General features: G+C 70.6%; 17 protein-coding genes. 5 read left to right on the top strand and 12 right to left on the bottom strand.

Features of this window, described 5'->3' with window-relative positions:
- Positions 1 to 66: 66 nt before the first annotated feature.
- The 4 genes from AC0QU1_RS05745 to AC0QU1_RS05730 all read right to left on the bottom strand — a co-directional run bounded on the left by AC0QU1_RS05745 (position 67) and on the right by AC0QU1_RS05730 (position 4,922).
- Entirely contained in the window at positions 67 to 1,704 is a 1,638-nt protein-coding gene (locus AC0QU1_RS05745; protein WP_483575068.1) for a GH39 family glycosyl hydrolase, read from the bottom strand.
- A gap of 100 nt (positions 1,705 to 1,804) precedes the next feature.
- Positions 1,805 to 2,713, bottom strand: a complete 909-nt coding sequence (locus tag AC0QU1_RS05740) for a carbohydrate ABC transporter permease (protein ID WP_483575067.1) — start codon at positions 2,711 to 2,713, stop codon at positions 1,805 to 1,807.
- Positions 2,714 to 2,725: 12 nt separating this feature from the next.
- The gene (locus tag AC0QU1_RS05735; protein WP_483575065.1) at positions 2,726 to 3,604 is read right to left on the bottom strand and encodes a carbohydrate ABC transporter permease; all 879 of its coding nucleotides are present in this window, start codon (positions 3,602 to 3,604) and stop codon (positions 2,726 to 2,728) included.
- Positions 3,597 to 4,922, bottom strand: a complete 1,326-nt coding sequence (locus AC0QU1_RS05730) for an ABC transporter substrate-binding protein (protein WP_483575063.1) — start codon at positions 4,920 to 4,922, stop codon at positions 3,597 to 3,599. Before AC0QU1_RS05730 ends, AC0QU1_RS05735 begins: the two co-directional genes overlap by 8 nt.
- 221 nt (positions 4,923 to 5,143) lie before the next feature.
- Here AC0QU1_RS05730 and AC0QU1_RS05725 point away from each other — a divergent pair, with 221 nt between their 5' ends.
- On the top strand, positions 5,144 to 6,172 hold the full coding sequence (locus AC0QU1_RS05725; protein ID WP_483575062.1) for a LacI family DNA-binding transcriptional regulator: 1,029 nt from the start codon (positions 5,144 to 5,146) through the stop codon (positions 6,170 to 6,172).
- A gap of 13 nt (positions 6,173 to 6,185) precedes the next feature.
- Here the strand turns inward: AC0QU1_RS05725 and AC0QU1_RS05720 are convergent, their stop codons facing one another.
- Positions 6,186 to 6,839, bottom strand: coding sequence for a TetR/AcrR family transcriptional regulator (locus AC0QU1_RS05720; protein WP_483575061.1), 654 nt, complete (start codon positions 6,837 to 6,839; stop codon positions 6,186 to 6,188).
- Positions 6,840 to 6,935: 96 nt separating this feature from the next.
- Here AC0QU1_RS05720 and AC0QU1_RS05715 point away from each other — a divergent pair, with 96 nt between their 5' ends.
- Both AC0QU1_RS05715 and AC0QU1_RS05710 read left to right on the top strand, forming a co-directional pair.
- The gene (locus AC0QU1_RS05715) at positions 6,936 to 7,670 is read left to right on the top strand and encodes an SDR family NAD(P)-dependent oxidoreductase (RefSeq protein ID WP_483575059.1); all 735 of its coding nucleotides are present in this window, start codon (positions 6,936 to 6,938) and stop codon (positions 7,668 to 7,670) included.
- A gap of 150 nt (positions 7,671 to 7,820) precedes the next feature.
- Positions 7,821 to 8,429 (top strand): TetR/AcrR family transcriptional regulator, encoded by a 609-nt coding sequence (locus AC0QU1_RS05710; protein WP_483575057.1) that lies wholly within the window; start codon positions 7,821 to 7,823, stop codon positions 8,427 to 8,429.
- A 135-nt stretch (positions 8,430 to 8,564) separates the two neighbouring features.
- On the opposite strand, the gene AC0QU1_RS05705 is transcribed toward AC0QU1_RS05710, so the two are convergent.
- The 6 genes from AC0QU1_RS05705 to AC0QU1_RS05680 form a co-directional block, all read right to left on the bottom strand.
- Positions 8,565 to 10,088, bottom strand: coding sequence for a DUF4832 domain-containing protein (locus tag AC0QU1_RS05705; protein ID WP_483575055.1), 1,524 nt, complete (start codon positions 10,086 to 10,088; stop codon positions 8,565 to 8,567).
- A gap of 55 nt (positions 10,089 to 10,143) precedes the next feature.
- Positions 10,144 to 11,007: a carbohydrate ABC transporter permease gene (locus tag AC0QU1_RS05700; protein WP_483575053.1), complete on the bottom strand. Its 864-nt coding sequence runs from the start codon at positions 11,005 to 11,007 to the stop codon at positions 10,144 to 10,146.
- Entirely contained in the window at positions 11,000 to 11,956 is a 957-nt protein-coding gene (locus AC0QU1_RS05695) for a carbohydrate ABC transporter permease (RefSeq protein WP_483575051.1), read from the bottom strand. Before AC0QU1_RS05695 ends, AC0QU1_RS05700 begins: the two co-directional genes overlap by 8 nt.
- 4 nt (positions 11,957 to 11,960) lie before the next feature.
- Positions 11,961 to 13,280, bottom strand: coding sequence for an ABC transporter substrate-binding protein (locus AC0QU1_RS05690; RefSeq protein WP_483575049.1), 1,320 nt, complete (start codon positions 13,278 to 13,280; stop codon positions 11,961 to 11,963).
- 169 nt (positions 13,281 to 13,449) lie between these two features.
- Positions 13,450 to 14,241: a DeoR/GlpR family DNA-binding transcription regulator gene (locus tag AC0QU1_RS05685; RefSeq protein WP_483575047.1), complete on the bottom strand. Its 792-nt coding sequence runs from the start codon at positions 14,239 to 14,241 to the stop codon at positions 13,450 to 13,452.
- A gap of 108 nt (positions 14,242 to 14,349) precedes the next feature.
- Positions 14,350 to 14,607, bottom strand: coding sequence for a DoxX family protein (locus tag AC0QU1_RS05680; RefSeq protein WP_483575045.1), 258 nt, complete (start codon positions 14,605 to 14,607; stop codon positions 14,350 to 14,352).
- A 20-nt stretch (positions 14,608 to 14,627) separates the two neighbouring features.
- Between AC0QU1_RS05680 and AC0QU1_RS05675 the strand changes: the two genes are divergently transcribed.
- Positions 14,628 to 15,248 carry a LysR substrate-binding domain-containing protein gene (locus AC0QU1_RS05675; RefSeq protein ID WP_483575043.1) on the top strand — a complete coding sequence of 207 codons (621 nt, stop codon included), beginning with the start codon at positions 14,628 to 14,630 and terminating at the stop codon, positions 15,246 to 15,248.
- Positions 15,249 to 15,442: 194 nt separating this feature from the next.
- On the top strand, positions 15,443 to 16,417 hold the full coding sequence (locus AC0QU1_RS05670) for an SDR family NAD(P)-dependent oxidoreductase (RefSeq protein WP_483575041.1): 975 nt from the start codon (positions 15,443 to 15,445) through the stop codon (positions 16,415 to 16,417).
- Positions 16,418 to 16,447: 30 nt separating this feature from the next.
- Here AC0QU1_RS05670 and AC0QU1_RS05665 read toward each other — a convergent pair whose 3' ends face one another.
- Entirely contained in the window at positions 16,448 to 17,095 is a 648-nt protein-coding gene (locus AC0QU1_RS05665; RefSeq protein WP_483575039.1) for a TetR/AcrR family transcriptional regulator, read from the bottom strand.
- Between the last annotated feature and the right edge of the window lie 145 nt (positions 17,096 to 17,240).

Genomic DNA, 17,240 nt, shown 5'->3' with positions numbered 1-17,240 from the left:
CAGAGGCGCCGTGGCCCGGACCGAGACGGTCCGGGCCACGGCGCCTCGGCGTCCTGTCGGACGGCGCTACGCCGCCTGGGTGAGCGACAGGACCGTCCAGGGCGGCAGGTCGAGGTCGAGGTCGAGCACGCCGGCCGCCGAGACGGTGAGGGTCGTCGTGCGCAGCGCGTCGGCGACGTCGCGCAGCTCGGCCGTCTGGGCGGGGGTCAGGTTGAGCGGCTCGCCCATCCGGTACCAGGCCTCCGCGACGTTGCCGTGCTCCCAGTCGAGCGCATCGACCCGGAAGACCGTGCCAGGGGCGAGGCCCGCGACGGTGTGGCGGATCCTGCGGTTCGGCCCGACGGCGGACAGCTTGCGCGTGGCCTCGTAGGTCGTCTCCGACCCCACCGCTCTGGTACCCATGTCGTCGGGGTAGTTGAAGAAGACGGCGGACAGCTCCCCCGTCGCCGAGTCCCGGGTGATCGTCCCGTGCGGGGTGGACGCCAGCACGGTGTCGCCGAGCCGGGAGAGCATCGCGAAGGCGTGGAACGTCGGCTTGTGCAGGCCCTGCTCGTTGACCAGGCCGAACCCCCCGTGGAACGGGCCGATGCCGGCGCCGCCCTCCTCGAACACGTCGGTGAAGGTCCAGTAGGAGATCGAGTCGGCCAGCGCCGCCGACCGCAGGTAGGCCCGGGTGATGTACGTGGCGGCGAACACGGTGTCGTGGATCGTGTCGCGGCTCGACGGTGAGCTCGACCATTCGGTGATGTGCAGCTCGGCGTCCGGGAACGGGCTGCCGGCGATGATCTTCCGGAGCGCGACCAGGTCGTCGTACGTGGCGTCCACCTGGCGCCGGATGTGCCGGGCCTGCCCGGAGGCCCCGAACGCGACGTCGGTCGGGTACAGGTGCGTGGACAGGAAGTCCAGCGGGACGTCCCGGCGCGCGCACCAGTCGATGAACTCCTCGATCCACACGGGACGCCAGTCGAGCGCGTCGACGTCGTCGGCCTCCGCCGTCGCGTGCTCGACCGAACGGTCCTCCCACTCCCCCTTGTAGCGCTCGTCGGGGACGAAGACGCTCGTGGACGGGCCGCCCACCTTCAGCTCCTGGTCGACCGCCTTGATCGCGTGGGCCGTGGCCTCGTACAGCTCGAAGTACTGCGTCCTCGTCCCGGTCCAGAAGTACGGCACCAGGTTCGGCTCGTTCCATACCTCGAACCGCCACTGCCGCACCTCCTCCAGGCCGTAGCGCTCGATCCAGTGCTCCGTGGTCGCGGTGACCAGCCAGGTCCAGCGCGCCATGTCCTTGGGCGGGCTGCAGTGGGCCTTCCACCAGAACAGCGTCTCGGTCTCGGTCGCCAGCTCGCGCGGCATGAACCCGAGCTCGACGAAGGGGCGCGCGCCCGACTCCAGGATGAAGTCGAAGACCTTGTCGACGTAGGCGAAGGTGAGCACCGGCTCGTCGAGCGGCGTCTGCGGGCCGAACCCGCCTCCGTCGCTCGCCCGGTAGACGAACATGTCGTCGTGGAACAGGCCGTGGAACCGTACGTAGCGCGCTCCCAGGACCGTGACCGCCTCGGTGAAGTGCCGTTGCCAGTCGGCCCGCAGCGCCTCGTTCGCCCGGCCCGCGCCGACGCACTCGTTCCAGATGTGCCGCAGCGGTGTCTCGGTGCGCGGCGCGCCGTCGATCGTGAGTTCCGGCAGGGTCATCTTGTTGTCCACCATGGTCTCTCTGTCTCTCTCGCGGATGTCGGACGGGCGCGTCGAACCCACGGGCGCGCCGAAGGCGGCCTGTCTCGACGGACGACGTGGTGCGGGGGTTCGGTCAGCCCTTGACGGCGCCGAGGCTCAGGCCCGACTGCCAGAAGCGCTGCAGCGAGACGAACGCCACGATCAGCGGGATGATCGTGAGCAGCGACGACGTCAGGACGAGGTTCTGGAGCAGTTCGCCGTTGCCGGCCGTCGAGGCCAGCTTGTTCCACTGGTTGATGCCGACGGTGAGCGGGTACCAGGCCGGGTCCTTGAGCATGATCAGGGGCAGGAAGTAGTTGTTCCAGATCGAGACGAACGAGAACAGCAGCACGGTCACCGTCGCCGGGACGAGCATGGGCAGCGCGATCTGCCAGAACGTCCGGAACTCGCCGGCGCCGTCGATCTTCGCCGCCTCCAGCAGGCCGGTGGGCACGGCCTCCGCGGCGAACACCCACATGAGGTACAGCCCGAACGGGTTGAGGAACGAGGGGATCAGCACCGCCCACGGCGTGTTCGTCAGGCCGAGCTGCGCGAAGAGCAGGAACTGCGGGATGGCCAGCGCGATGCCGGGCACCGAGATGGCGCCCAGCACCACGAACAGGAACACCCGCTTGCCCGTGAACTCCAGCTTCGCGAGCGCGTAGCCGCCGAGCGCGGCGAGGAACGTCGAGACGACAGCCCCCGCGACCACGTACAGGAGGGTGTTCAGCAGCCAGCGCGCGAAGATGCCGCCGTCGTAGGTGAAGGTCTGGGCGATGTTGTCGAACAGGGCGAACCGCGTGCCGAACGAGAAGCCGAAGCTCGAGACGAAGTCCGCCTGGGACTTCGTGGAGTTGATGGTCAGCCAGATCAGCGGCACGAGGCAGTAGAGGGTGAACAGCCCCGTCAGGAACGTCAGCGTGCCGCTCTTGCGGGGGTTGGTGAGCGTGTACAGGCGTCGGCGCGCCGTGGGTGCGGGACGCCGGACTTCGGTGATCGTCATGAAGGTCTCCGGCTACTGGTCGAGGGCATTTCTCATGCCTCGGATCTGGACCGCGTAGGCGATGGCGATGGTGAACGCGGCCATCACGAGGGCGAGGGCGGCGGCGTAGCCCTGCTGCGAGCCCGTGAACGCGAGGTTGAACGCGTAGAGGTTGGGCGTGTAGTAGGTGGTGATCCCGCTGTTGGCCACCATCGACGGGAGGATCTGCGGCTCGTTGAAGATCTGGAACGTGCCGATGATCGAGAAGATGATGGTGATCACGAGCGAACCGCGCAGCGCGGGCAGCTTGATCGCGCGGACCACGCGCCACTCCCCCGCGCCGTCGATCGCCGCCGCCTCGTACAGCTCGTGCGGCACCGCCTTGAGCACGCTGTCGAAGATCAGCATGTTGTACCCGGTGAAGGCCCAGGTCACCATGATCCCGATGGCGATGAGCGTGGTGCTCGGCCGGAACGGGTCGAGGTCGGTGCCGAGCCAGTCGTTGATGCTGCCGAAGAGCCCGTAGCGGACACCGAGCATGAAGCCCCACATCAGCGTCGAGACGATGGCGGGCACCGCGTAGGGCAGGAAGATCGCCACCCGCATGAACCGCATGCCGCGCAGCCGCATCGAGTCCATCGCCAGCGCCAGCAGCAGGGCCAGCACGAGCATGATCGGCACCTGGATCAGCGTGAACCAGACGACGCGGGAGACGCCGTCCCAGAACTGGGGGTCGGCGAACAGCTTGGTGTAGTTCGCCAGGCCCACGAAGGACGAGCCGCCCACCATCCGTTCCTGGAAGAGGCTGAGGTACGCGGCGTAGGCGATGGGCACGATGAAGACCAGGGCGAACAGGACGCCGAACGGCGCGACGAACGCCCAGCCGACCTGCCGCCTGCGTGGACTAGTCAACGGTGAACCCCTGCTCGTTGCCGTACTCGACGGAGCGCTGCTCCCACGCCTGCAGCACTTCGGCGAGCGAACCCTCGCCCGAGGTGTAGAACGGCGTGGCGATGTCGCCGTAGACACTGCGCGCCCACTCGAAGAACGGCGGGTACTGCCAGTCCGCCCCGGCGATGTTCGACGCCTCCGCGAGCACCTCGCCCGTCTTCTGGTCACCGAAGTAGGGGTTCTTCACGTCCTGGAACTCAGCGCTGTCCAGCACCGACGTGTTCGGCACGAACGCCCCCGCGTCGACCCGGGGCTGCAGGCCCTCTCCGTGGGTGAAGTACTCGAGGAACTTGTAGGCCGCCTCCTTGTTGGCCGCCGCCTCCGGGATGCCGAACGCCGAGCCGCCGTTCTCGGCGCCCACCTTCTCGCCCTCCTCCCACTGGGGCATGAGCGAGACCCGGAAGTCGCCCTTGGCGTCCGGAGCCCGCTCGGGCAGGGTCGAGGTCAGCCAGCCGCCCATGTTCTGCGAGGCGAGGGTGCCGTCGTTGAGCGCACGGTTCCAGTCGTCGGACCAGGCGCTGATCTTGGTGTTGACCAGGCCCTCGTCGATCATCTTCTGCCAGAAGGCCACGGCCTTCTGCGTGCCATCGTCGGTGAAGTCGATGTGCACGGTCGTTCCGTCGACCTGGAACGGCCGCCCGCCGGCCTGCCAGATCAGCGACAGCAGGAAGAAGAGGTCGTTCGTGTCCTGGGTGATGTAGTAGTCGTCGCCCAGGGCGCGGATCTTCTTGGCGGCCTCGTAGTAGTCGTCCCAGGTGGCGGGCGCCTCCTTGATCCCGGCCTTGGCGAAGGTCGCCTCGTTCCAGAACATGACGGCGGGGCCGTAGTCAGAGGGCAGGGCGTAGACGCCGTCGTCGATCGTGACGTTGTTCCAGGCCGAGGGGACGTAGTCGTCCTCGAGCTCGGTGGCGCCCAGCGGGCCGAGGTCGGCCAGCTTGCCGGGGATGGCGAAGTACGGGACGGCGAAGTACTCGAACATCACCAGGTCCGGGACGCCCGACCCAGCCTGGATCGCGTTGTCGAGCGCCTGGTACTCGTCGGAGGACGAGCCGGCGTTCACGACCTCGACCTCGATGCCGGGGTTGGCCTCCTCGAAACCCGGGACGGCGAGCTCGACCGTGCCGTCCCAGCTCCACACCGTCAGCTTCACCGGGTTGTCGGCGGTGCCACCGCCGCCGTCGGTGCTTCCTGTCGTGCCTCCCGCACCCGAGCATGCGGCAAGCGCTCCGGCCGTCGCGAGCGCGAGGCCGATCGTCCACGCCTTGGTCAAGAGCCTCATCTCGTGTCCCTCCTCATTGAGAGTGTGCGAAACAGTTTCGCAACTTTATCGATCAAGTTGGGACTCTAGCGACCAGCCACGCGCCACGTCAACGGTGAGATTCTTTCGTTCTGTCCGCGAATTGACTGCGGGCCAGGCTCTGACTAGTCTTCGAAATAGTTTCGACGGGAGGGATCTACATGGCCGGCCGACCAGCAACCGAGCGCGCGACACTCGCCGACGTGGCACGGCAGGCCGGTGTGTCGGCCGGCACCGCCTCCAAGGCGCTCAACGGCCGCCGCGACATCGCCGACGACACCCGCGAGCGCGTGCTGGCGGCCGTGGCGGCGCTCGGTTACCGACCCACCACCGCGCAGTGGGAACCGCCGCGTACCCGCACCATCGCCGCAGTGACCGACGTGGTGGACTCGCCCTACGTCTCGAACGTGCTGCAGGGCCTCCTCGCCGCTGCCACCAGCGCCCGGACCGACGTCCTCGTGCGCCTGGCGCCCGACCGCGCGGTGCGCGCCACCAAGGCGGCCGCCCGGGCCTGGGTGGCCGAGCAGAAGGAGTCCGGGGTCGTCGGCATCGTCGGCATCACGCTCGGTGAGCCCAACGCGGTGCTCCAGGCAGCGAAGGAGGTCGGCATGCCGTTCGTCATGATCGACCCGGTCGACCTGGATGACCCCCGGACCGTCAGCGTCGGTTCGGCCAACTGGGCCGGCGCGCGCACCGCCACGGAGCACCTCCTGGAGCTCGGCCACCGCCGCATCGGGTGGATCGGCGGCCCGGCCGCCTCGGCTGCCGCCCGCGAGCGCTTTCACGGCTACCGGGCGGCGCTCGACTCCGCGGGCATCAGCCTGGACCGTGCCCTGGTGCGGAGCGATCCCTTCTCGATCGAGACGGGCCTCGTGCACGGCCGCGAACTGCTCTCGCTACCCGATCCGCCGACCGGGATCGTCACCGGCGACGACGAGATCGCCGTCGGCGTGATCGCCGCGGCCCGCGAGTTCGAAGTCGCGGTGCCCGAGCAGCTCAGTGTGGTCGGGTTCGACGACACGCCACAGGCCGGCTGGACCACACCACAGCTCACGTCGGTGCACCAGCCGCTCGCCGGGATGGGGCGCATGGCTGTCGAGACGGTGCTCGCCATGGCGGACGGCGTCCAGCCCGCCTCACCCCACGTCCAGCTCGCCACCAGCCTCACCGTCCGGGACTCGACCGCGCCACCGCGCACGGCCGGCCGGCCTGGGCGCGTCAAGTCGTCCTGACGAGCTCACCGACTCAGCGCGTCTGCCAGGTCGGGGCCGGGTGGTTCAGGGGGTGGGCACCTTCGGGCCGCAGGCCGTCGAAGACGACGCCCACGTAGCGCCGCCAGAGGTCCGGAGGCGGGTCGGCGAGGTAGTCGACGGTGTGCACGGGGGCGCACATCAGCAGGAAGACGTCCGTGCCGGTGATGTCGGGCCGGATGGCTCCCGCCTCGCGCGCCTCGTCGACCAGCAGCACGACCTCGTCGTGCACCTCGCGCTGGAGCCGCGCCAGCTCGGAGCCAGGGGCAGGGACTGTCATCAGCACGGCCGCGCGGCGACGCTGCAGCCGGGCTGCCGCCTCGGTGAGGAACTCCAGGACCGCGGCCTCGGGGTCCGCCGACCCGCGCAGCCGCCGGGCGAGCGCCGTCAGCTCCTCCGCGTGGCGCGCGGCGATCGCCGTGGCGAGCTCCTCCTTGGTCGCGAAGTGGCGGAACACCGTGCCCTTCGCCACGCCGGCCCGCCGGGCGATGTCCGCGATCGAGGCGTCGAGGCCCCGTGCGGCGAACTCCTCCTCTGCCGCGGTCAGCAGCGCCTCGCGGTTACGCGCCGCGTCGGCGCGCAGGGGGCGGGGAGCGTCGGTGAGGACGGCGTCGGCCTCGGAGACAGCGTGGGCGACGGCTGGGGTCATGACTGCCATCCTAGCAAGTTGACCGGGCGGTCATGTTGTGCATAGGGTCCCCTGGACCGCCAACATGACCATGCGGTCATCTTACGAGGAGGAAACATGGAGCTGCAGGGCGCCACAGCGCTGGTCACCGGGAGCAACCGGGGCCTGGGACATCACTTCGCGGTCGAGCTGCTCAGGCGCGGCGCGAAGGTGTACGCCACGGCCCGCCGTCCGGAGCTGGTCGACGTGCCCGGGGCGGAGGTGCTCCGCCTGGACATCACCGACCCGGCGTCGGTCGACGCGGCCGCCACCGCGGCCGGGGACGTGAACGTGCTGGTCAACAATGCCGCGTTTATGACGGGCGGCAACCTCGTGACCGGAGACCTCACGGCGATCCGCCTCGCGATGGAGTCGAGCTACTTCGGCACGCTCGCGATGGTCCGGGCGTTCGCCCCGGTGCTCGCCCGCAACGGCGGCGGCGCCGTGCTCAACGTGCTGTCCGGCGCGGCCTGGCAGACGGTGGACGGCAACACCGCGTACGCCGCGGCGAAGTCCGCGCAGTGGGGCCTGACCAACGGCGTGCGGCTGGAGCTCGCCGGCCAGGGCACGCTCGTGACCGGCCTCGTTCCCGGGATGATCGACACAGAGCCGATGCGCGCGTTCGCCGAGGCGCACGGCTATCAGGTGCCCGACGGCGTGCTGGACGACCCGGCGCACGTCGTCGCGCTCGGCCTGGACGGGCTGGAGGCCGGCGAGCTCGAGGTGGTGCACGGGTTCGCGGTGGACGCGAAGGCCGCCCTGTCCGGCCCGCCGCGACCGCTCGACCTCGACGCGCTCAGCGGGGCGGCCTGACGCCGGCGGTCAGGAATGCGGCACCGTCCATGTCGCGGCCCACGGCATGGGCGGCGGCGTCCGCGGCACGGCCGGCGGCCTCGACGGCCCGGCTGGGCCCCCGGCTACGATGTGGAGGGACGCCCCGATCGAGCACTGGTTGGAGTTCGTGTGGCACACACCGCGGCCCCCTCGACCGCGCCAGGACGGCCGCTGCGGGCGGACGCCCGGCGCAACTACGACCGGATCCTCGCGGCCGCCGAGGCCGAGGTGGCCCGGTCCGGGGCGAACGCGTCGCTCGAGGAGATCGCCCGGCAGGCCGGCGTCGGCTCCGCGACGCTGCACCGGCACTTCCCGTCCCGGCAAGCGCTGCTCGAAGAGGTGTTCCACGACCGCGTCGAAGCACTGTGCGCCCAGGCCCACGAGCTGGGGACGAGCGACGATCCGGGTGCGGCGCTGGTGACGTGGCTGCGCGCGGTGGCGGTCTACGGCGCGACCACGCGCGGCCTGGCGGCGTCGCTCATGATGGGGCCGCCCCAACCGCCGTCGGCCACGGCGTGCGGGACCATGCTGCGCGACGCCGGGGGCGAGCTCCTGCGGCGCGCCGAGGCCGCCGGCGAGGTGCGGTCCGGGACGTCCATGACCGACCTGCTCACCCTCGTCACCGCCGTCTCGCTGGCCACGGAGGGAGCTGCCGACGCCGCCGACGAGGCGGTCCGGCTCGTCTCGCTCGCGATCGACGGGATCCGGCCGCGGCCCGCGTCCGTGCCCGCGAACTGACCGTACGGCGCGGTCGTTCGGACCGCGCGAGAGAGCAGGCCCGGAGATCCGCAGATCTCCGGGCCTGATCTCGCCGCAGCGACTTCGGCGACCCGTCTGGTCCGAGCCCATAGGTCCCCGGTCCGGCCGAACGAGCTACCCGACGGTCACCGTCCCCTCGAGCAGGTTGAGCCCACGTGCCGCGTCCCAGGTGCCCACGTTCGCCGTCCGGACGGCGAAGCGCGGGTCGCCGCTCGTCCCGGCGTCGGCGGACGGCAGCCCGAGCGCGAGCGTGTACGTCCCGGCCGGGACGTTCGCGAGCGCCGCGGTCAGGGTCGTCGTCGTGCCGGGCAGCCACGACCGCACGTCCGAGCCGAAGGGCACGGTGACCTGCGTGCCGTCGGTGCGGGTCAGCACGAGCCTGGCCTGGCGTGGGGTGTAGGGCGCGGCCCAGCCGTCGTTGCGGACGGTCACCGACACGGTGGGGGTGCCGTTGCCGCGCACGCCGACAGAGCTCGACTCCAGCACGAACCGGTAGCCGAGCCGGCGTGCGGTCTCGGCGATCCCTGCCTCCCCCCAGGAGTTGAGCACGTCCTGGTTGTAGTCGCGGTTGAGGTAGCTGTAGTGGTAGCGCGCCAGCTCGGCCGACGCGCTGGCCCACTCCGACCGGGGCGGGTTGACGGCGCAGGTCTCGCCGCCGACGGGCACGTACCGGCTCTCGGCCGCGAGGTACTCCTGGTCGAGGGTGATGGGGTCGGAGAGGAACGTGCCGAAGTCGTCGGGTGAGGCCAGGAGGCAGTCGTTGTGGTGGCCCACGCGCGCGATGGTCTGCCCCGTCCACGCCTGGCCCGGGCTCACCGCGCTACCCGCTCCCGAGGGCACGCCGAGCAGCCGCTGCTTGGAGAGCATCGTCCGCACCTGGACCGAGCGGTCCTGGGGCAGCTCGTCGAGCAGGGCCTGCGTCACGGCCGAGCGGTTGGCCCAGTCGGCGTCGGTGACGACGCCGGGGTTGGCCGGGTCCGCGACGAAGTGGTCGGTGTAGTAGGCCTCGCCCCAGAGCCCGATGAAGCCGTTCTGCACCACGGGGATGACGTCGGCGTTGGCGCGCAGCACGGGGCCGAGCTGCTCGATGTGCGCCAGGACGATGCTCAGCGGTGCGTCACCGTACGGGGGCTCGTAGGGCCACTCCCCGCCCTGCGCGTAGGCGAACCGGGTGATGACCGAGACACCGGCCGCCCGGGCGGTGTCGTAGTCGGCCTGCACGAGGTCGAGGAACGCCTGGTCGAGCTGCGGCGTGCCCACGAACCTCTCCAGGTAGAAGACGCGCAGGATCTGGGTGATGCCCTCCGCGCGGTAGCCGGCCAGCGTGGCCCCGTTCAGCGGGGTGTAGCCGGACCCGTCGGCGCGGTAGTGCGTCTCGGTGTGGTGGTAGAAGCCGCGCTGCGGGTTGGGGATGTTCTCGTCGCTCGGTGTGTAGGACGCCGTGCTCAGGACCTTCACGGCCGGCGTGTGCGGTCCAGGGTGGTGCCGTCCGTGCCCGGGGTTGTGGGCGTACGCGGCGGGGAGGGCGGCGGTCCCGAGCAGGGCCGCGAGTGCGGCGACGATGCCGGCGACACGACGGACGCCGGACGGGTGGGTGCCCCTCTTGGAGCGGTGTCTGGTGCCGTGAACAGTGCGCATGGTGCGTGTTCCTCCTCGTGATGTCGCGCCGGCGCGCCGGGCGGCGCGCCGGGTCTCACTTGAGGCCGCTGGAGGCCAGGCCGTCGATGACCCGGCGCTGCAGCAGCACGAACAGGACGAGCACGGGAGCCATGGCGAGCAGGCTCGCCGCCATGACGACCGGATAGTCGGTGGTGCGGTCGCCGATGAGGGTGGCGAGCCCCGCCGAGAGCGGCATCCGCTCGCTGTAGGTGGTGACGACCAGGGGCCAGAGCAGCTCGTTCCACGACCACAGCACGGTGGTGATCGCCAGCACGCCGACGGTCGGGCGCGCGAGCGGGAGCATGATCTTCCAGAAGATCTGGAACGGGTTGGCGCCGTCCAGCCGTGCCGCCTCCTCCAGCTCGTTCGGCATCGCCAGGAACGCCGTCCGCATCAGGAAGGTGCCGAACGCGCTGAACAGGCCGGGCAGCACGAGGCCGCCGACGCTGTCGAGCAGGCCGAGGCCCTGGATGATCTGGTACTGCGACAGCAGGTAGACCTGCGACGGCACCATGAGGATGGACAGCACCAGGGCCAGCAGCACGCCACGCCCGCGGAACCGCATCCGCGCGAACGCGTAGCCCGCGAGCGTGCAGAACAGGATCTGGGCGAGCGTGCGCAGCACGGTGACGAGCACCGAGTTGCCGAGCTGCTGCAGGAACGGCATGCGGTCGAAGACCTGCGCGTAGTTGTCCCACTGGACCTCGGCCGGCCAGAACACGGGCGTGACGCTCTGCACCTCTGCGTTCGTCGACAGCGACATGACGAGCTGCCAGACGAACGGGAAGGCCATGACGACACTGCCCAGCCCGAGCACGACGTGCGCGACGAAGTGGGAGCCCCCGCGGCGCTGCGGACGGCGGCGCAGCGGGCTGCGCAGGGTGGCGGCGTCAGCCACTGTGCACCCACCGCCTCTGGAGCCGGAACTGCAGCGCGGTCAGCAGGCCGATGATCAGGAAGATCACCATCGCGATGGCGGCCGCGTAGCCCTTGTCGTTGGCCACGAACCCCTCGCGGTAGAAGAAGTAGACCAGCGACATGCTGCGCGGCAGCACCGGGTTGCTGCTGCCGAGGATCGCGTAGAGCAGGTCGAAGACCTGGAAGCTCGCGATGACCGTGATGATCAGGACGAAGAAGATGCTCGGCGTCAGCAGCGGAACGGTGACCGACCGGAACTGGCGCCAGCGCGAGGCGCCGTCGAGCTCCGCGGCCTCGTAGAGCTCCGGCGGGATGTTCTTGAGCCCCGCGGCCAGCACGATCATGTTGAAGCCCAGCGACGACCACAGGCCGACGACGGCGACGGCGACGGTCGCGGCCCCAGGGGTGGAGATCCAGTACGGTCCCTCGATCCCGACCACGGCCAGCGCCCGGTTGAGGATCCCGAAGTCACCGTTGAAGATGACGCGCCACACCATGGCGATAGCGGTCGGCATCGCCACGTAGGGCAGGAAGAACAGCACCCGGTAGAGTGCGGCGAGACGCAGCCCGGGCAGGTTGAGCAGGCTGGCCAGGCCCACGGCGACCGGGATACCGAGCAGCACCACGACCGTGTAGAGCAGGGTGTTGCCGAGCGACAGGTACAGCTCGGGGTCACCGAGCAGCGCGGCGTAGTTGGCCAGGCCGGCGAAGGTCGATCCGCCGAAGGGGCCGGTCTCGGTCAGCGAGTACCACGCGGTCTGGACGATCGGCCACAGGTAGAACACGGCGATACCGCCCGCGAGCGGCGCGACGAACAGCCAGGGCCACAGCGTGCCCTCGGGACGCGGCCCATGCGGCGGAGGCGGGCCGCCCCGCCCGGGCTGCCCCAGGAGGGACGGCCCGGGTGGGGCCTGCTGGGAGGTGGTCATGGGATCACTCCTCGGCCAGCGCCGCGTCCATCTGGTCGGCCAGGTCCGTCGCGACGTCGGCGACCGGCCGCTGGCCGGAGAACGCCTGGGGCAGCAACTCGGTCTCCAGTGCGTTCCACTCCGCCGAGTTGAGGCTCACCGGCAGCGGACGGGAGTAGTCGACGGCGTCGAGGAAGACCTGGAGGTCGGCGTCGGGCATCGACGCGGTGAAGGAGCTCTGCGTGCCCTCGAAGGCGGGCACGACCGCACCGGCGTCGCCCTGCTGCTGCTGTGCCTCCTCGCCGGCGAGGAACACCTGGAGCGCCTGCGCCGCCTGCTTCTCCTGCGAGGTCGCCGACACGACGTTGGCAACCCCGTGGATGACGGTCGCCTGCTCCTGCCCGGACGGCAGGGGCAGCACGGTGATGTCCTCGGCCAGCTCGCTGTCGGTGAGCGCGGAGCGGAACCAGCTACCGCCCCAGTACATCGCGAGCCTGCCCGAGGTGAACCACTGGTCGGCAGTGGTGTCGGTGAGCTGCTCGATCGACGGTGAGGCGCCGGAGGCGATGAGGTCCGTCCAGAACTGGAGGCCGGCCTGCGCCTCGGGGGACGCGTAGCCGGAGGCGCCGTCCTCTATGACCGTGCCGCCGGCCTGGAAGATCGTGTTGTAGTACGTGGTCTGGCCGTCCATACCGCCGGCCGCGCCGTAGACGCCGTCGTCGGCGAGCGCGTCGGAGATCTCCACGGCGGTCTCCTGGAACTCGTCCCAGGTCCAGCCGTCGGTGGGCAGCTCGACGCCGGCCTGCTCGACCAGCGCGGTGTTGACCCAGATGCCGATCGTGTCGAAGTCCTTGGGCACCCCGTAGGCCACGTCGTCGATCGTGTAGAGGTCGACGAGCGCCTCGGGGTAGTTCGCGGGGTCGATGTCGCCGGCCTCGACCGCGCCGGTGATCGGTTCGAGCATGCCGTTGGACGCGTACAGGCCGATGTTCGGCCCGTTCATCCAGAACAGGTCGGGCAGGGTGTCGCTGGAGGCCTGGGTCTGCAGCTTGGTCCAGTACTCGGCGAACGGCGTCACGTTCACGGTCACGTCGATGTTCGGGTAGATCTCGTTGAACGCCGCGATGTTCTCCTCGATAGCGGGGACCTGGTTCTGGTCCCAGACGCCGTAGGTGATGGAGGCGGCGAGGTCGGCGTCGGGCGCCGTGTACTCGCCGGCGCCGCCGCCCTGGGGGCTGGAGCCGCAGGCTGCCAGCGCCGTCGTGAGGGCGACGACGACGGCGGCCTGCGCCGTCCGGCGTGTGGTGGGTGAGGGGCGGGACGTCGGTCGCGATGGCGGTTTCATCGGGTGGTCCTTCCAGCGGCCACGGCGGCGGTGCTCGAAGTTGTCAACATTGACTCTGAAATGAGCATGTTCAGACACTAGAGGCTCAAGGCGCGCGCAGATAGGGGCAGCGAGACCTTTTACGTTGTCGTAACACCCGCCGGACCCGGCCCGGCGGCACCACGGCCTCTCAGGCGGAGGCGGCGACCACGATCTGCACGCCGGCCGTCGCGAACTCGGCGGCGATCTCCGCAGCCACCGGCTGGTCGGTCACCAGCACGTCGACGACGGCGAGCGGGCAGATCCGCGCGAAGGTCGAGCGGCCGAGCTTTGTCGCGTCGGCGGCGACCACGACCCGGCGGGAGACCTCGGCGAGCTGGCGGCTGGCCTCCGCCTCACCCTCGTGCACCGTGGTGGCGCCGAAGGCGGCGCTGAGCCCGTCGACGCCGAGCACGGCGGTGTCCAGGCTGAACTCACGCAGGGCGGCTCCGACCAGCGGTCCGACGAGCTCGTAGGACTGGCGTCGCGGCACACCCCCTGTCACCACGATCTTCACGTGCTCCCGCACGGAGAGCTCGTAGGCGATGTTCAGCGCGTTGGTCACGATCGTGACGCCCGGTGCGCCCGCGGCGCGAAGCCGCTCGCTGCGCCCCAGCTCGCGGGCGACCTCGCTCGTGGTCGTGCCGCCGTTGAGCCCCACCGACTCGCCCGGGCCGATGAGCTCCGCGACCGCGCGGGCGATGGCCATCTTGGCCTCCGCCTGGCGCGGGATCTTGTACTGCAGCGGCAGCTCGTACCCGGACCCGAGCGCCGTCGCGCCGCCGTGCGTCCGCGTCACCAGGCGCTGCTCGGCGAGAGTGTTGAGATCGCGACGCACCGTCGCCGTCGACACCCCGAGCGCCTCACTGACCTCGGTGATCGACACGCTCCCCCGCTCGCTCACGAGCTCGAGCACGAGGTTGAGCCGCTGCTGCTGCGTCATCGCCCTACCCTCCCGTCCACGCCACACATCCTCGCACGGAGACCGTCGCACGCCGTGATTGGCCCTGCTCGAATACGGCGAGAACAAGCAGGATCGCTCACGGCGCGATCAAGACGATACCTCCCGGATGTCTCCCGGCAGAAGGAGGCCCGCGGGCGACGAGCAGCCGTCACCTCCGCGACGCGATCGGCACCTTCCAGCCGCGCCCCAGACCAGGACCAGGGCGAGGAGCAGCAGGACGACGTTGAAAGGCGTGTCCGCCGCCTCGCCCCGGACGACGTGGAACACGACGGCGCTCGCCTGCGGCACGACGAGCCCGCCCGCCGCGACCGGGGCGAGCCACGGCGTGATCCGGGTCGCGGACATTCCGCGCGTCGTCCCCGGACGTGCAGGTCCGGATCCGCGAGTCCGGGCTCGACGACCCCAGCGCCGGGCTGCGCGCGGGTCTCGTCGACGTCGCGATCACCCGGCTCCCGTTCGACACGCACGGCATCGCCGTACGACAGCTCCGCGCGGACGCCGTCGGCGCGATCCTGCTGGCGGACGACCCGCTGGCCGCACGATCCGACCTCGCGCTGCGCGACCTGGCCGGGCGGCGGTGGTTCCGGTTTCCCGACGGCACCGACGCGGCGTGGGCCGAGTACTGGACCGGTGCCGCTGCAGCTTCCACGGGCGCGGCCGCGCGCCGTGCCGGGCCGGACGGCGCGGCCGCGCGCCGTGCCGGGCCGGACGGCCCCGTCGTCCGAACCGTGCAGGAGTGCCTGCACGCCGTGCTCTGGAGCGGCTCTATCGGCCTCGGACCCGCACACGACGGCGCGCTCCCCGACGGACTGGCCTGGGTCCCGGTGCTCGACATGGCGCCCAGCCGGCTGGTCGTGGCCTGGCCGAAGGGCTCGACGAACCGGCTGGTCGAGCGGTTCGTGGAGGCGACCTCACCGGCTTCTACCAGGCCTGGTTCCGCAGCGCGGGGATCCCCTCGGACAAGTACCTCTGGCCCGGTGCCCTGACGCCTGAGCCGGTCGAGCCCTGAGGCACGTCGAGGTGGACCGTGGCGCACCGCTCGGACAACTGGTCTTCCAGGGTTGGGACTCACGCACAAGAAATCAGCACCGACAAGTATTCAAAGTGCCACTCGCGACGGTCAGGCTGAAAGTCGTCGCGACGGTCGTCGTCGCGGCGACGACCGAAGAGAGGCACGACCATGGCACGTCAAGGCGCGGGCGGGGCCCGCACGATCATTCTCACCGGCGGCACCAGCGGTATCGGACGCGGCGCGGCCACCGCCATCCTCCAGGACGACGAGCACGGACCCTGGCACCTGGTGCTGCCCGTCCGTGACGTGACCCGCGGACAGGAGACGACGGAGTCGCTCGCCACCGCCGCGGCGAGCGGCAACACGGTCGAGGCGATGGCGATGGACCTCGCCTCGCTCGCCTCCGTCCGGACGTTCGCCGCGGAGGTGTCCGGCCGCCTCGCCGCGGGGACCATCCCGCCGGTGCACGCGGTCGTCTGCAACGCGGGCGTGCAGATGGGCACCACCCTCACCCACACCGTCGACGGTTTCGAGTCCACCTTCGGCATCAACCACCTGGGCCACTTCGTCCTGGTCAACGCCCTGCTGCCGGTACTCAAGGCCCCGGGGCGGGTGGTCGTGACCTCCAGCGGCACCCACGACCCACGCAATCCGGGGCCCTCACCCGCCTGGAGCGGCGCGGAAGCCCTGTCGCGGGGCGAGCTGGCGGCATCGGCCGAGTCGGACAACGCGCTCGTGACGGGTCAGCGGCGTTACAGCACGTCCAAGCTCGCGAACCTCTACTTCACCTACGCCCTGGCCCGTCGGCTGCCCGAGGGAGTCACGGCCAACGCCTTCGATCCCGGCATGGTGCTCGGGACCGGCCTGGGCCGCTCGCTGCCCGCCCCGGTGAGGTTCCTGTCCGACCACGTCCTCCCGCGCGCGACCTGGCTGGTGCGCCGGACGATCACGCCGCACGTCCTCACTCCCGCCGAGTCGGGCGGCTCCCTCGCCTGGCTGGCAACCGCCCCGGAGCTGGCGGAGACCACGGGCCAGTACTTCTTCGGCCGCAACCAGGCTCGTTCGTCGGACGAGTCGTACGAGATCGCGCGCGCCGAGCAGCTCTGGACCGACAGCGAGAAGCTCACCGGGGCACGCGTCTGACTCCCGAGATCGAGGTTGTTCAACTCCCGGTCACGAGGCCTGATGGCCGCGAAGGTAGCCGACCAGTACCGCGCGGAGCTCGGCGGTCAGCGCGTCTCGCTCCGCCGGCCGGGCGTCGGTGATCAGCGGCGTCATGCCGCGAACGATCTGGATGGCAACGGTCGCGATACGAGCGACATCCTCGGGTGAACGGTCCGCCAGGAGAAGGCCGACGAGCTCGGCCACGCGCTGGTGGATGGCGGCGTGAACCGGCGCGACGGCCTCGCGGAGGCCGGCGGGCATGTCCGTTCTGGCGAAGAGCGCCTTGAATCCGGGATGGGCCAGGTTGAAGGCCACGAGAGGGCCGAGCAGCGCGTCGACGAGATCCTCGAGGCGGGCGCCGTCGACGCTCCCGAGGCTGTCGATCGCGAACGCTTCCCCACGCAGGACGGTGAGCTGGGCGGCGTAGTGGTCAGCCAGTGCGCGGGCGATGGCGTCCTTGTTCCTGAAGTACTGGTAGAGCGAGCCCGGCGAGATGCCGGCCTGGGCGGCGATCGCATTGGTCGTGGACGCGTCGTAGCCCTGTTCGGCGAAGACGGCGGCAGCGGCGTGCAGGATCTCCTCGATCCGCCGCTGGCCACGGGCCTGCCGACGCGGCTGCGCGGGGGTGGCCTCCACGACCTCGTCCTTGCCTGCCACGACCCCTCTTCTCCACGACGTAGACGATGCGGACCTAGACGATGCGAGCTTTTACTCGTATTGTTCGAACACGAGCACCTGCTCGCATCACGTTAGCAGAGGTCGCGCTGCGTCGTGCCGGACGGCGCGCCCCTCCCGCAGCCCC

This window comes from Promicromonospora noduliphila (assembly GCF_056951025.1).
Note: the sequence above shows the minus strand (reverse complement) of the source record. Positions and strands in the feature narration are given on the sequence as shown.

Coding starts and splice junctions, on each gene's coding strand:
- AC0QU1_RS05745 (WP_483575068.1), bottom strand. CDS start 1,704: ATGGTGGACAACAAGATGACCCTGCCGGAACTCACGATCGACGGCGCG.
- AC0QU1_RS05740 (WP_483575067.1), bottom strand. CDS start 2,713: ATGACGATCACCGAAGTCCGGCGTCCCGCACCCACGGCGCGCCGACGC.
- AC0QU1_RS05730 (WP_483575063.1), bottom strand. CDS start 4,922: ATGAGGCTCTTGACCAAGGCGTGGACGATCGGCCTCGCGCTCGCGACG.
- AC0QU1_RS05720 (WP_483575061.1), bottom strand. CDS start 6,839: ATGACCCCAGCCGTCGCCCACGCTGTCTCCGAGGCCGACGCCGTCCTC.
- AC0QU1_RS05715 (WP_483575059.1), top strand. CDS start 6,936: ATGGAGCTGCAGGGCGCCACAGCGCTGGTCACCGGGAGCAACCGGGGC.
- AC0QU1_RS05705 (WP_483575055.1), bottom strand. CDS start 10,088: ATGCGCACTGTTCACGGCACCAGACACCGCTCCAAGAGGGGCACCCAC.
- AC0QU1_RS05695 (WP_483575051.1), bottom strand. CDS start 11,956: ATGACCACCTCCCAGCAGGCCCCACCCGGGCCGTCCCTCCTGGGGCAG.
- AC0QU1_RS05690 (WP_483575049.1), bottom strand. CDS start 13,280: ATGAAACCGCCATCGCGACCGACGTCCCGCCCCTCACCCACCACACGC.
- AC0QU1_RS05685 (WP_483575047.1), bottom strand. CDS start 14,241: ATGACGCAGCAGCAGCGGCTCAACCTCGTGCTCGAGCTCGTGAGCGAG.
- AC0QU1_RS05680 (WP_483575045.1), bottom strand. CDS start 14,607: ATGTCCGCGACCCGGATCACGCCGTGGCTCGCCCCGGTCGCGGCGGGC.
- AC0QU1_RS05670 (WP_483575041.1), top strand. CDS start 15,443: ATGGCACGTCAAGGCGCGGGCGGGGCCCGCACGATCATTCTCACCGGC.